This is a genomic window from Providencia alcalifaciens (assembly GCF_915403165.1).
In the GTDB taxonomy this organism is placed as follows: Bacteria; Pseudomonadota; Gammaproteobacteria; order Enterobacterales; family Enterobacteriaceae; genus Providencia; species Providencia alcalifaciens_C.
Window position 1 is genome coordinate 676109 of sequence record NZ_OU659204.1, and the last position, 13376, is coordinate 689484.

Genomic DNA, 13376 nt, shown 5'->3' on the forward strand with positions numbered 1-13376 from the left:
TGGAGCGCTTAACATTTCAGGCTCTGATTGTTTATAACCCCAAGATCTGCGAAAATAACCGCCAATTACGATTAACAATACGGATTTGCTGCGCTTAGAGCCACCTAGAGCCTCTTCCTGATGCCCATACAAATCTGGATATAGACGAAAAGAACGATTAAATGACAGATCAGAATTTTCTCCATGAAGTTAGCACCCGTAGAACGTTTGCTATCATTTCTCACCCCGATGCCGGTAAAACCACGATCACTGAAAAAGTATTACTTTTCGGACACGCAATCCAACGTGCAGGTACGGTAAAAGGTCGTGGCTCTAATCAACATGCCAAATCAGACTGGATGGAAATGGAAAAGCAGCGTGGGATTTCAATCACCACCTCTGTAATGCAATTTCCCTATAATGATTGCTTAGTAAATCTACTTGATACCCCAGGGCACGAAGACTTCTCGGAAGATACTTATCGTACATTAACCGCCGTTGACTGCTGCTTAATGGTCATCGATTCTAGTAAAGGGGTTGAGGATCGTACACGTAAGCTGATGGAAGTTACCCGTCTACGCGATACGCCAATTCTGACCTTTATGAACAAATTGGACCGTGATATTCGTGACCCAATGGAGCTGCTCGATGAAGTGGAAAACGAGCTGAAAATTGCGTGTTGCCCAATCACATGGCCGATTGGCTGCGGTAAATTATTCAAAGGTGTTTACCACTTACTGCGTGACGAAACCATTTTGTACCAAACGGGCCAAGGTCACACTATTCAAGATGTTCGCATCGTAAAAGGGTTAAATAATCCTGAATTAGATACCGCCGTTGGCGGTGAGCTGGCGGCTCAGTTGCGCGAAGAGCTAGAGCTAGTTCAAGGAGCTTCCCATGAATTTGATCACGATGCATTCTTAGCAGGTGAACTGACCCCTGTATTCTTTGGTACCGCATTAGGTAACTTTGGTGTGGATCATATGCTTGATGGTCTCGTCGAGTGGGCACCTGCACCGCAAGCACGTAAAACGGATGTGCGTGAAGTGGAAGCCACTGAAGAGAAATTCACTGGGTTTGTATTCAAAATTCAGGCGAATATGGATCCTAAACACCGTGACCGTGTTGCCTTTATGCGTATCGTCTCGGGTACCTATGAAAAAGGTATGAAACTGCGCCAAGTTCGCATTAAGAAAGACGTGGTGATTTCAGATGCGCTGACCTTTATGGCGGGTGATCGTTCTCAAGTTGAGCATGCTTATGCAGGGGATATCATCGGTTTGCATAACCACGGTACCATCCAAATTGGGGATACTTTCACACAAGGCGAAGAACTGAAATTTACAGGGATCCCGAACTTTGCACCTGAATTATTCCGTCGTATTCGTTTGCGTGATCCTCTGAAGCAGAAGCAGCTACTGAAAGGTTTGGTGCAGCTATCCGAAGAAGGTGCTGTGCAGGTTTTCCGTCCATTAAGCAATAATGACTTGATTGTGGGTGCGGTAGGAGTGCTCCAGTTTGACGTGGTAGTTTCTCGCTTGAAGAGCGAATATAACGTTGAAGCAATTTATGAAGCGGTTAACGTTTCTACCGCTCGCTGGGTTGAGTGCGATGATGTGAAGAAATTCGAAGAATTTAAGCGCAAAAATGAGCTGAACTTAGCCTTAGATGGCGGTGATAACTTATCTTATATTGCGCCGACAATGGTTAATTTGAACTTAACCAGCGAACGTTATCCTGAAGTGAGATTCCGCAAAACGCGCGAACATTAATCATTATCGCTAATTAGTGTATTTATATCGAAATGGTCAACTGAGTTGGCCATTTTTGTTATTTATTCCGCTAATCATTAATGTTTTCAACGTCATAACTAATTGAATCGATATTTTTTCGCGATGAGCATACTGCTATGATGGCGGTGGGTGCTTGGATCATTTTGGTTCAAGCAGATAATTGATTTAAATAAACAATTGGTTTAAGTGAACAATAAGTTGTGAGACCAAAAAGACGAAAGCCCCGAGTTCCATTAACAGTAACTCGAGGCAGTCTCCAACACGACAATTGGATTCTGTCTCCTTTTTGTACAGGAGTCAAGAGGAATGACCAAGTTTGCTCTTATCGGGCTAATGACCGTGTGCGCCACGGTATTGTGCCTTTCACTGCTGCTGCGCGATCGGCTCTGTTCGGTCAATGTAGTGAGTGGAAGCACAATGGTTCAAGCTACTCTGTTATGCGTTGAGTAGTCTGGTGGGGGAGGAATCCCCCACATTTCTCTCTGATTGTGGGTTGAGTGGTACAGGCACCCTTTTTCAAGTCAGATAACCCTTCTACAATCCAATTATCTATTTATTATCATAATCAATAGCTATTAATGATAGTAATCATTAAAAATGAATTTAATATCATGTGGTTAATTAATCGAATCGATATTTTTTCGCGATGAGCATACTGCTATGATGGCGGTGGGTGCTTGGATCATTTTGGTTCAAGCAGACATTAAGTTGTGAGACCAAAAAGACGAAAGCCCCGAGTTCCATTAACAGTAACTCGAGGCAGTCTCCAACCCAACAATTGGATTCTGTCTCCTTTTTGTACAGGAGTCAAGAGGAATGACCAAGTTTGCTCTTATCGGGCTAATGACCGTGTGCGCCACGGTGTTGTGCCTTTCACTGCTGCTGCGAGACCGACTCTGTTCGGTTAACGTAGTGAGTGGAAACACAATGGTTCAAGCTACTCTGTTATGCGTTGAGTAGTCTGGTGGGGGAGCAATCCCCCACATTTCTCTCTGATTGTGGGTTAGGTGGTACAGGCACCCTTTTTTCTGTTTTTTCATCAACAGATATTAGATACTTATTTTTAAATTTCGTATTTAAATCATCTAATTAAGATTATTTTTCTCGAAACTGAAAATTATCTTTAGCCATACTCTGGAAGATGAGTTATTTGACTTTATTTTTACCTGCTTTTTACTTAGGCTATGACATTGCTAGTTTATTAATCATACCAAGAGGAAGGTTCCAATGAAAAAGATCGCCGTTTTACGTTCTTTAGGTGTCATTGGGTTGAGCTGGGCACTTTTTGCTTGTAGTTCATCATCTGATAGCGCCTTAAAAAAACAAGCTTCAGAAACTTGGGACAGCGCAGCTAAAACTGTTGAAATGGCAGGAAAAGATACGGGTAATGCCATCTCGGGTGGCGTGAAAAGCACCGATACCTATATTGATGATTCATCCATTACTGCGGATATTAAAAGCAAACTCTTAGGTACCAGCGGGCTACCAAGTAACAGCGTGTCGGTGAAAACTGTTCAGGGTGTGGTTTACCTCTCTGGTTTTCTCAAATCTAGCGAGCAGATAAATCAAGTTGTGCAGATTGCATCGACCGCGAAAGGGGTAAAATCAGTACAGAATGGTTTAGTTCTGACGAATAAGTAATTTCTTTTAAATGGGCTTTCAGCCGAAAGCTCATTTTGCTATTTGCTCTTTCTAAGAAAAACAGTTTAATGTGAATCATTTAATTTGATTTAATCATATTTATAATGGGATTGATTAAAAACACGTCAATATAGAGAAAGGGTTACTATGGGAAAGCATGTTCCAGTCACTTTAGGCACGATTGAGCCACTCGCGTTTTCTGATGAAATTAACGGAAGAAAAACTGCCCTTATCTGCGAAGGTGGCGGTCAGCGTGGTATTTTTACGGCCGGTGTATTGGATGAATTTCTGATAGAAAACTTTAACCCTTTTGATTTGATGATAGGGACGTCCGCAGGAGCCCAAAATTTATCCGCTTATATTTGTGGTCAAGCCGGATATGCCCGCCGAGTTATTACTCGCTATACCACGAATCTTAATTTCTTTAACCCACTGCGATTTATTCGTGGCGGGAACTTAATTGACCTTGATTGGTTGATTGAAACGACGGCGAAAGAGTTTCCACTTAATATGGATGCAGGGCTTGAATTGTTAGATTCTGGCCGTGAATTCTATATGGGAGCCAGTCGTAGCGATGATTTTTCCGCCGCATTTTTACAGCCTGATGCGGATTCTTGGTTGGATATCATTCGTGCTTCCAGCGCAATCCCAGGATTTTATCGAACTGGCGTAGAATTTAGCGGCGTGCGATACCACGATGGAGGGATAAGCGCAGCGATTCCTGTCGAGGAAGCTTATCGTCGTGGGGCGGATACGATAGTTGTGATCCGCACCGTACCTTCTCAAATGTACTTTACGCCTGAATGGGTAAAGCGCATGACCCGCTGGCTTGAAGGGGATAGTTCGGCGTTGCAACGCATGGCAGCAATGTTAAAAGTTCACTTGAAGAGTTATCGAAAAACGCAGGAATTTATCGAAAATCCACCCGATGGCGTGCAGATTTTTGAAATATATCCACCGACACCACTGAAAAGCAGTGCTTTAGGCAGTAAAATTAGTGCCTTAAACCAAGATTATCATGTCGGACGACGCTGTGGACGTTACTTTATTGCGGCATTAGCTCAACAGTTTGCGAGTAATGATGCTGATTTCAGTCGATTTTCTAAGAACACCAATTCATTAGAATTGATGCACATGGAAGACCAGCGAGAGTCTTTATTAGCAGGAAAGACGGCCGAGGCAGTAGGTGCTAGCGCCCTGCAAGGCAATCCTGCTCATGAGTGATAATATTCGATTTATCGACACTCACTGTCATTTTGATTTTCCCCCGTTCAGCGAGGCACTTATTGAAAGCCTAGAAGCCGCGAAGCAAGGTGGAATTACGGATATTATTATTCCTGCGGTTAGTCAGGATAACTTTCAGCGCGTCTGGAATTTAGCGCATCAGCATTCTCAACTCCACGCAGCAATGGGATTTCACCCTCTATATTTAAGCCAGTTTCAAGAATCACATTTTGAAAAACTGACGGATTTTCTGATGTGTAAAAGCCAGAAATGCGTGGCGGTAGGAGAGATTGGGCTTGATCTCTATATGGAAGATCCTCAATTTGAAAGGCAGCAAATATTACTACAGCGCCAGTTGAAGCTAGCGAAGCAGTTTGACTTACCTGTTATTTTGCATTCAAGAAAAACCCATGATCAATTGGTTGCTATGTTACGTCGCTATGAAGTCCCAGCTCGAGGTGTAGTGCATGGTTTTGCTGGCAGCCTTTCTCAAGCAGAAAGTTTTGTGAAACTGGGGTATTACATTGGCGTAGGCGGGACAATTACTTATGAGCGAGCGAGTAAAACCCGTCAAGTGATGGCTCAACTCCCGCTAAGCTGTCTTGTGTTTGAAACAGATGCACCGGATATGCCTGTATCCGGTTTTCAAGGTGAGCCTAATCGACCAGAGCGTATTCAGTGGGTATTTCAGTCTTTGTGTGAGCTGCGCCACGAATCTCCAGATGAAATAGCACAACAACTTTACAACAATAGCCGGACGTTATTTAATCTAATTTAGATTATAATTATCCGATTAATAATTATTTCTTAAGTATTTTATGTATTTATCCGAGTAAATCCATTCAGCTTTTTATCTCTTCGACTATCGCATTAGTGCCTTTCCAGACGAAACCGATCCTCTATTGTGAGTTTCGTCACAATATTTGAATTTATGTTACTTATTGCACTTTGGATTTGTGATGAATGTTGGGGGTTATTAATGATGACTGGTTATAATCATCGAACTAAGATTCGTGGAATCTTGCGAGTTTCTTTATACATTAACCTAGAATTAAGTGAACAGGGATACTTCCATGCAACTCATTTTGAGTATTGTTGGGATGGCGGTGCTTATTGCGATAGCCGTTCTCTTCTCCAGCAATCGTCGCGCAATTAGACTTCGTACAGTCGGCGGTGCTTTTTTAATCCAAGTCGCTATCGGCGCATTCGTTCTTTACTCCCCTGCGGGACGTAGCGTTTTACAAGGCATGTCCGACGGTGTTTCTAAAGTTATCGGTTACGGTCAAGACGGGATGAGCTTCATCTTCGGTGGTCTAGTTTCCGACAAAATGTTTGAATTATTTGGCGGTGGCGGTTTTATCTTTGCTTTCCGTGTATTGCCTATCATCGTCTTCTTCTCATCTCTGATTGCAGTCCTGTATTATCTCGGCATCATGCAACTGGTCATCAAAATTCTAGGTGGTGGTCTGCAAAAAGTACTGGGAACTTCAAGAACTGAATCACTGTCTGCAACCGCGAATATTTTCGTTGGTCAAACTGAAGCACCTCTGGTTGTTCGCCCTTATATTTCTACCATGACTAACTCTGAACTGTTTGCCATCATGTGTGGTGGTTTAGCGTCTGTAGCGGGTTCAGTATTAGCGGGTTATGCGCAAATGGGTGTTCCAATGGAATATCTGATTGCGGCATCCTTCATGGCGGCACCGGGTGGATTACTGTTTGCTAAGTTAATGGTTCCTGAAACTGAAGTTGTTAAAGATGATGTGGATGCTAAAGATTTAGTAGCTGAAGCAGATCGTCCAACCAACATCATCGATGCAGCAGCATCGGGTGCAGCATCCGGTATGCAACTGGCTCTGAACGTGGGGGCAATGTTACTGGCATTCATCGCATTAATCGCCTTAATTAACGGTATCTTAGGTGGTGTGGGTGGCTGGTTTAACTATCCACAATTATCCCTCGAATTATTACTAGGTTGGGTATTTGCTCCAATTGCATACTTAATTGGTGTGCCATGGAGCGAAGCAACAATTGCCGGTTCTTTCATTGGGCAAAAAGTGGTTGTGAACGAATTCGTTGCTTTCATGAACTTCGGTGAATATATGAAAGCAGATGCGGATGTGATTGCGGCTGGCAAGCAAGTTCTGTCTGCTCACACTAAAGCGATTATTTCGTTCGCTCTGTGTGGTTTTGCAAACTTATCTTCTGTAGCAATTTTGCTGGGTGGCTTAGGTGGAATGGCACCAAACCGCCGTAGTGATGTCGCTCGTTTAGGTATGAAAGCCGTGATGGCAGGTACACTCTCTAACTTAATGAGTGCGACTATCGCAGGCTTCTTCTTAACATTGACTGCAATGACCGCAATGTAATCTCCCTGTTTGCAGCGGAAAGGCGATTTGTCTTTCCGCTGTCATTTTCTTTTGCGATATTCTTTTCCTGGTTTTTATCGTAACTCTTACTTTTTCAACTATTCTTAACGTAATCAATTTAAGACGAGAAGGCAGCAGCCTGTATAATGGCTGATAAAGAGTGAGTAATTACCTGTTAAATTGTGATATCGTTCACGAATATATATTTAATAATGTAACGTTCAGTCGATAAATGTGATTTGTAGCGCATAAAATACCCCGGTTACGTGGTCAAATAGGTAACAGTAAGTTGCCACGGAACTGATAGTTCATAGAGTCAACTGGCTCTAGGGCATCGTGCGGTGAGATGGATCTCAGCTGCTGAGTTTGGATAACCTAACTAGCATCTTTATGGAACAAGCCCGCTCGCCAACAAAGAACGTATCGTTCTGAAAGAATTAACATCGTTGGAGAGTTATATGACTGATTTAAAAGCAGCAGCGCAACGCGCACTGACCCTGATGGATTTAACCACGTTAAATGACGACGACACTGACGCAAAAGTGATCGCCTTATGTCATCAGGCAAAAAGCCCAGCAGGCCACACCGCTGCTATCTGTATTTATCCTCGTTTTATTCCTATTGCACGTAAAACCTTGCGTGAACAAGGAACACCAGATATCCGCATTGCGACCGTCACCAACTTCCCACATGGTAATGATGATATTGAGATTGCTTTAGCCGAAACTAAAGCTGCCATTGCTTATGGTGCAGATGAAGTTGACGTTGTATTCCCATACCGTGCACTGATGGCTGGCAATGAAAAAATCGGTTTCGATTTAGTGAAAGCATGTAAAGATGCTTGCGCAGCCTCAAATGTATTACTGAAAGTGATCATTGAAACTGGCGAGCTAAAAGATGCTGCACTAATCCGTAAAGCGTCTGAAATTTCAATCAATGCAGGTGCTGATTTTATTAAGACATCCACGGGTAAAGTACCTGTGAATGCCACTTTAGAAAGCGCAGAAATCATGATGCAAGTCATCCATGATATGGGCGTTGCGAAAAGTGTTGGTTTCAAACCTGCTGGCGGCGTTCGTACCGCTGAAGAAGCAGCACAATATTTAGCCTTAGCAAGCAAAATCTTAGGCGATAACTGGGCTGATGCTCGCCATTTCCGTTTTGGTGCATCTAGCTTATTAGCGAATTTATTAAATACTCTGGGATTTGACGTTAAAAAATCCTCCAGCAGCTATTAATAATCGCAATTATTAGTGACATCAGACTGTTGCCTAATCTGACTTGGGCAACAGCCGTGACTATTTAGCCGAAGAATTCGATGTGAATTAAGGAGCCTATTGTGTTTCTCGCTCAAGAAATTATTCGTAAAAAACGTGATGGCAAACCATTAAGCGAAGAAGAGATCCGCTTCTTCATCAATGGTGTGCGTGATAACACTGTTTCTGAAGGTCAGATTGCAGCCCTTGCAATGACCATCTATTTCAATGATATGACAACCCCTGAGCGTGTCGCGCTAACGCTAGCGATGCGTGATTCAGGTACCGTATTAAATTGGAAATCGCTGAATCTTAATGGCCCACTCGTGGATAAACACTCCACGGGCGGTGTGGGGGATGTGACTTCACTCATGTTGGGACCTATGGTTGCTGCATGTGGTGGTTATGTTCCGATGATTTCCGGTCGCGGATTAGGTCATACCGGTGGAACCCTTGATAAGCTCGAAGCTATCCCTGGATTTGATATTTTCCCTGACGATGAGCGTTTCCGTGACATCATCAAAAATGTGGGCGTGGCGATTATTGGTCAAACCAACTCACTAGCCCCTGCTGACAAGCGTTTCTATGCGACTCGTGATATCACGGCGACCGTGGATTCTATTCCTCTTATCACCGCTTCTATCTTAGGTAAAAAATTAGCCGAAGGGTTAGATGCGTTAGTGATGGACGTTAAAGTGGGTTCTGGTGCATTTATGCCAACCTACGAAAAATCAGAGCAACTGGCTGAGTCTATCGTGCAAGTCGCCAATGGTGCAGGTTGTAATACCACTGCGCTGTTAACTGATATGAACGAAGTACTGGCATCTAGCGCAGGTAATGCCGTTGAAGTCCGTGAAGCTGTACAGTTCCTGACGGGTGAATACCGTAACCCACGTTTGTTTGAAGTCACCATGGCGCTGTGTGTGGAAATGCTAGTGTCTGGTAAGTTGGCGTCAGATCGTGACGATGCACGTCAGAAATTACAAGCGGTGCTGGATAACGGCAAAGCGGCGGAAGTGTTTGGTCGTATGGTTGCGGCACAAAAAGGGCCGAAAGATTTTGTTGAAAATTACAGCAAATATCTACCAACTGCCGTTCTTAGCAAAGCAGTTTACGCACCTCAAGCGGGCATTATCACACAAATGGACACACGAGCACTGGGTATGTCTGTGGTAACGTTAGGGGGTGGTCGTCGTAAAGCTTCTGATCCTATCGATTACAGTGTTGGTTTAAGTGATATCGCAGCATTAGGTAGCAAAGTTGATACCCAAACTCCACTTGCGATCATTCATGCCAATAGCGAAAAATCATGGGAAGAGGCGGCGAAAGAAGTTCGCGCTGCTATGATTATTGGGGATAAAGCCCCAGAAGCGACACCAATGGTCTATCGTCAAATTAGTGAATAAACCGATATCCGCATCTTTCACAGAAGGGTGCGGGTTAGATGACGCGATGAACAGATAAGCTGTATCGCAGGAGAATAAATATGAAACGCACATTTATCATGGTACTGGATTCTTTCGGGATCGGCGCTGCAGGTGATGCCCACAAATTCGGCGACGAAGGTTCGAACACTCTAGGTCACATCGCAGACGCTTGTGCTCGCGGGGAAGCAGACAAAGGCCGTAAAGGTCCATTACACCTGCCTAACTTAACGAAATTAGGTTTAGGAAAAGCAGGGGAAGAATCAAGCGGAAAATTCCCTGCGGGTCTGGATCCAAATTCAGAAATTATCGGTGCATATGGTTATGCGAGCGAGTTATCCTCAGGTAAAGACACACCGTCTGGACACTGGGAGATTGCGGGTGTTCCTGTTCTGTTTGATTGGGGCTATTTCGAAAAACATGAAAACAGTTTCCCGCAAGAATTGCTGGATACGCTGGTAGAAAAAGCCAATTTACCGGGTTACCTCGGTAACTGCCATTCATCCGGTACAGTCATTCTTGACCAACTGGGTGAAGAGCACATGAAAACTGGCAAGCCAATTTTCTATACCTCTGCGGACTCTGTATTCCAAATCGCGTGTCATGAAGAGACTTACGGCTTAGACAAACTGTATGAGTTGTGTGAAATTGCTCGTGAAGAGTTAACCAAAGGTGGTTACAACATCGGTCGTGTGATTGCACGTCCATTTATTGGTGATAAAGCGGGTCACTTTGAGCGTACGGGTAACCGCCATGATTTAGCGGTTGAGCCACCAGCGCCAACCGTACTGCAAAAATTAGTGGAAGAAAAACAAGGTGAAGTGGTGTCTATCGGTAAGATTGCCGATATCTACGCTCACGTTGGTATCACCAAAAAAATCAAAGCAACAGGTATTAATGCTCTGTTTGACGCAACCTTAGAAGAAATGAAAATCGCGGGTGACGATACCATCGTTTTCACTAACTTCGTGGATTTTGACTCTGCATATGGTCACCGTCGTGATGTTGCCGGTTATGCCGCTGCATTAGAGCTATTCGATAGCCGCTTACCTGAAATGCTGAAACTGGTTAAAGAAGATGACATTCTGATCTTAACCGCTGACCACGGTTGCGACCCAACTTGGCCGGGCACAGACCACACTCGTGAACACATCCCTGTGCTGGTGTACGGACCAAAAGTTAAACCTGGTTCTTTAGGTCACCGTGAAACGTTCGCGGATATTGGCCAGACAGTCGCGAATTATTTTGATTTATCACCAATGGATTATGGTAAGCCGATGTTTTAAGCTTGCGACAAGGTGATTTAAAAATAAGGCAGGAAACTGCCTTATTTATTGTGCACAATTTTAATGATTAAAAGGGAATACGAATGGCTACTCCACATATTAATGCAGAAATGGGTGATTTCGCAGACGTCGTACTGATGCCGGGTGATCCACTGCGCGCGAAGTACATTGCAGAAACTTTCCTTCAAGATGTTCGCCAAGTGAATAACGTACGCGGTATGTTAGGTTTCACCGGGACTTATAAAGGTCGTAAAATTTCCGTTATGGGTCATGGGATGGGTATTCCTTCATGCTCCATCTATGCAAAAGAGCTGATCACTGATTTTGGCGTTAAAACGCTGATCCGTGTTGGTTCATGTGGCGCAGTAATGGATGATGTTAAACTGCGTGACGTGGTTATCGGTATGGGCGCATGTACTGATTCTAAAGTGAACCGTCAGCGTTTTAAAGACCATGACTTTGCAGCAATTGCAGATTATGACTTAGTGCATAACGCGGTTGAAGCGGCAAAAGCACGTAACGTAAACGTTCGTGTTGGTAACCTGTTCTCTGCGGATCTGTTCTATTCTCCAGACCCGGACATGTTTAAAGTGATGGAAAAATACGGCATCCTCGGCGTGGAAATGGAAGCCGCAGGTATCTACGGTGTTGCTGCTGAGTTTGGTGCTCGTGCACTGACTATTTGTACCGTTTCGGATCACATCAAAACTGGCGAACAAACTACGGCAGAAGAGCGTCAAACCACGTTCAATGAAATGATTGAAATCGCGCTGGATTCAGTTCTGTTAGGCGATAAATAATCGTTGATTAGCGCTCTAATTTGAATACAACAATGCCACTTTCGAGTGGCATTTTTGATTTATAAATCTGCTTAAATTTTCGACTTAATTCGACTCATCACAATAGCATCCACATACTCACCGTCACGAAAAGCATAATCGCGCAAAATCCCCTCTTGCTTGAAGCCAAATTTTTCATATAGACCCAAGCCATTACCATTAGAGGCAAAGACTTCTAATTCAATGCGGTGAATATTCAGCCAGTTGTCGCAGTAATCCACCATAACTTGCATTAATTTTGAGCCAATTCCTTTACCTTGATAAGCCTGACTGACGGTAATACCGAAGCTCGCCACATGTCGGCGGCGTATTTGTGCCGGTTGATGCACGACAAGTAACCCAACCACGGCATTATCAAGTGTGGCGACAAATTGAGTTACTAGCGGGTCATTGGTTCCCAGTCGGGCTTCCCATGTTTTCTCTGTGGGATAAGGCAGTTGCAAAGTGTTGGCATAAGCGGAGTAATCAGCATGCATTTGTGTGATAGCGTGGACATCGTCCAAAGTGGCTCTACGTATTATTACGTTATTCACAAATTTTTCCTTTTATTATCGTTTTTTAGAAGAATATTAATCACACTAAAAGCAATGTATGTCAACGAAGTAAATAGCTTATCTCCATGGATTAATATTGGAAATATATAAATAGCGATATTTGATATCATAGATAAATTGAAGGATATATTATTATTTTTATTTTATTTAAATTAAGGAAGCAATTATGTCTATTATTAAAACTGGTTCAGTTGAGAAGGACAGTAATATATTCTTAAAGAATGACTTGAATTATAATGTTCAGCAAAAATATGGATTCAAGAATACCTTGAATTCAACGATTGGATGCTTTATTTCATCGGTTAAAAATAAGCTTGATTCAATCAATGAAATGGTATGTCGCAAAAAAATCATTAGAAGCTACCATTCAGTTGTTGAAGCTATTGAGCTTAAATCAGCGAATAATGATATTTCAAAAAAATCACTAAAAAAAATAGAACGTAAAATTTTAGAAATTAACAAAAGTAACTCTTTCCTAGATAGTATAAATATCAAAAAAGCAATTAAATCTAAAATAAAAGGTGCTAATGAACCTGTACGTGAGAAAATTAGTACGATGCTTGGACGTAAATTCGGTATCGATATTTATCATAGTGCAGAGAAACCATCTTCAATGCTAACACCCAAAAACGATTTTACTGATGTTCAAGTTTCAAATAGGACTGTAAATTCAGATATGAACGATACTGAATTTTTGAATTCAGTAAAAAATCATCAAATGATAGCGGTGGATAAAAAAGAGAATCGAATTAGTAAAGGTAGCTTCATCCTTTCAAAGATAGAGGAAGTTGATGTGGCAGACGATAATGGAAATAACTTGTTAAGTTTAAAAAAGGATACAGAGGAAACAACTGAAGCACTTTCTAAGTTAAAAATGGAATTTAAAACGAGAGAAAATCAATTAAGTTTGCGCGATGCTTATAAAGTTAATAAAAATTCATTCAAATAAAATACGGGTAAAATAATTTAACTATTTTCAACAGGGCTTATTCTTAATTAACATCAAGAATA

General features: G+C 42.6%; 13 protein-coding genes. 12 read left to right on the forward strand and 1 reads right to left on the reverse strand.

Translation table 11 applies throughout. The features are described from left to right. Positions 1 to 161: 161 nt before the first annotated feature. The 11 genes from prfC (at position 162) to deoD (ending at position 11772) form a co-directional block, all read left to right on the forward strand. Complete coding sequence (gene prfC / locus LDO73_RS02970) at positions 162 to 1751, forward strand: peptide chain release factor 3 (protein ID WP_224060123.1); 1590 nt, start codon at positions 162 to 164, stop codon at positions 1749 to 1751. A 327-nt stretch (positions 1752 to 2078) separates the two neighbouring features. Beyond that, a complete protein-coding gene (locus tag LDO73_RS02975) occupies positions 2079 to 2222 on the forward strand; it encodes a type I toxin-antitoxin system Hok family toxin (protein WP_263422587.1) in 144 nt (47 codons plus the stop codon). A 366-nt stretch (positions 2223 to 2588) separates the two neighbouring features. Beyond that, a complete protein-coding gene (locus LDO73_RS02980) occupies positions 2589 to 2732 on the forward strand; it encodes a Hok/Gef family protein (protein ID WP_108479205.1) in 144 nt (47 codons plus the stop codon). 267 nt (positions 2733 to 2999) lie between these two features. After that, a complete protein-coding gene (locus LDO73_RS02985; protein ID WP_224060124.1) occupies positions 3000 to 3413 on the forward strand; it encodes a BON domain-containing protein in 414 nt (137 codons plus the stop codon). A 147-nt stretch (positions 3414 to 3560) separates the two neighbouring features. Continuing rightward, entirely contained in the window at positions 3561 to 4637 is a 1077-nt protein-coding gene (locus tag LDO73_RS02990; RefSeq protein WP_224060125.1) for a patatin-like phospholipase family protein, read from the forward strand. Further along, positions 4630 to 5415, forward strand: a complete 786-nt coding sequence (locus tag LDO73_RS02995) for a TatD family hydrolase (RefSeq protein WP_224060126.1) — start codon at positions 4630 to 4632, stop codon at positions 5413 to 5415. The genes LDO73_RS02990 and LDO73_RS02995 overlap by 8 nt, the downstream gene beginning before the upstream one ends. A 295-nt stretch (positions 5416 to 5710) precedes the next feature. Beyond that, positions 5711 to 7006, forward strand: a complete 1296-nt coding sequence (locus tag LDO73_RS03000) for a NupC/NupG family nucleoside CNT transporter (RefSeq protein WP_224060127.1) — start codon at positions 5711 to 5713, stop codon at positions 7004 to 7006. Positions 7007 to 7464: 458 nt separating this feature from the next. Beyond that, positions 7465 to 8244 (forward strand): deoxyribose-phosphate aldolase, encoded by a 780-nt coding sequence (deoC, locus tag LDO73_RS03005; RefSeq protein WP_224060128.1) that lies wholly within the window; start codon positions 7465 to 7467, stop codon positions 8242 to 8244. Positions 8245 to 8345: 101 nt separating this feature from the next. Further along, a complete protein-coding gene (gene deoA, locus LDO73_RS03010) occupies positions 8346 to 9668 on the forward strand; it encodes a thymidine phosphorylase (RefSeq protein ID WP_224060129.1) in 1323 nt (440 codons plus the stop codon). A gap of 80 nt (positions 9669 to 9748) precedes the next feature. Then, positions 9749 to 10972 carry a phosphopentomutase gene (deoB, locus tag LDO73_RS03015; protein ID WP_224060130.1) on the forward strand — a complete coding sequence of 408 codons (1224 nt, stop codon included), beginning with the start codon at positions 9749 to 9751 and terminating at the stop codon, positions 10970 to 10972. Positions 10973 to 11055: 83 nt separating this feature from the next. Continuing rightward, positions 11056 to 11772, forward strand: a complete 717-nt coding sequence (gene deoD, locus LDO73_RS03020; RefSeq protein ID WP_224060131.1) for a purine-nucleoside phosphorylase — start codon at positions 11056 to 11058, stop codon at positions 11770 to 11772. Positions 11773 to 11843: 71 nt separating this feature from the next. Here the strand turns inward: deoD and LDO73_RS03025 are convergent, their stop codons facing one another. Beyond that, positions 11844 to 12344 carry a GNAT family N-acetyltransferase gene (locus LDO73_RS03025; protein ID WP_224060132.1) on the reverse strand — a complete coding sequence of 167 codons (501 nt, stop codon included), beginning with the start codon at positions 12342 to 12344 and terminating at the stop codon, positions 11844 to 11846. Between the two features lie 187 nt (positions 12345 to 12531). Here LDO73_RS03025 and LDO73_RS03030 point away from each other — a divergent pair, with 187 nt between their 5' ends. Then, the gene (locus LDO73_RS03030; protein WP_224060133.1) at positions 12532 to 13314 is read left to right on the forward strand and encodes a hypothetical protein; all 783 of its coding nucleotides are present in this window, start codon (positions 12532 to 12534) and stop codon (positions 13312 to 13314) included. The last annotated feature ends 62 nt before the right edge of the window (positions 13315 to 13376 follow it).

Excerpts from the sequence above, each read along its gene's own strand:
- LDO73_RS03000 (WP_224060127.1), top strand. The coding sequence starts at position 5,711 with ATGCAACTCATTTTGAGTATTGTTGGGATGGCGGTGCTTATTGCGATA.
- deoB (WP_224060130.1), top strand. The coding sequence starts at position 9,749 with ATGAAACGCACATTTATCATGGTACTGGATTCTTTCGGGATCGGCGCT.
- prfC (WP_224060123.1), top strand. The coding sequence starts at position 162 with ATGACAGATCAGAATTTTCTCCATGAAGTTAGCACCCGTAGAACGTTT.
- LDO73_RS02975 (WP_263422587.1), top strand. The coding sequence starts at position 2,079 with ATGACCAAGTTTGCTCTTATCGGGCTAATGACCGTGTGCGCCACGGTA.
- LDO73_RS02995 (WP_224060126.1), top strand. The coding sequence starts at position 4,630 with ATGAGTGATAATATTCGATTTATCGACACTCACTGTCATTTTGATTTT.
- LDO73_RS02990 (WP_224060125.1), top strand. The coding sequence starts at position 3,561 with ATGGGAAAGCATGTTCCAGTCACTTTAGGCACGATTGAGCCACTCGCG.
- LDO73_RS03030 (WP_224060133.1), top strand. The coding sequence starts at position 12,532 with ATGTCTATTATTAAAACTGGTTCAGTTGAGAAGGACAGTAATATATTC.
- LDO73_RS02985 (WP_224060124.1), top strand. The coding sequence starts at position 3,000 with ATGAAAAAGATCGCCGTTTTACGTTCTTTAGGTGTCATTGGGTTGAGC.
- deoC (WP_224060128.1), top strand. The coding sequence starts at position 7,465 with ATGACTGATTTAAAAGCAGCAGCGCAACGCGCACTGACCCTGATGGAT.
- LDO73_RS02980 (WP_108479205.1), top strand. The coding sequence starts at position 2,589 with ATGACCAAGTTTGCTCTTATCGGGCTAATGACCGTGTGCGCCACGGTG.
- deoD (WP_224060131.1), top strand. The coding sequence starts at position 11,056 with ATGGCTACTCCACATATTAATGCAGAAATGGGTGATTTCGCAGACGTC.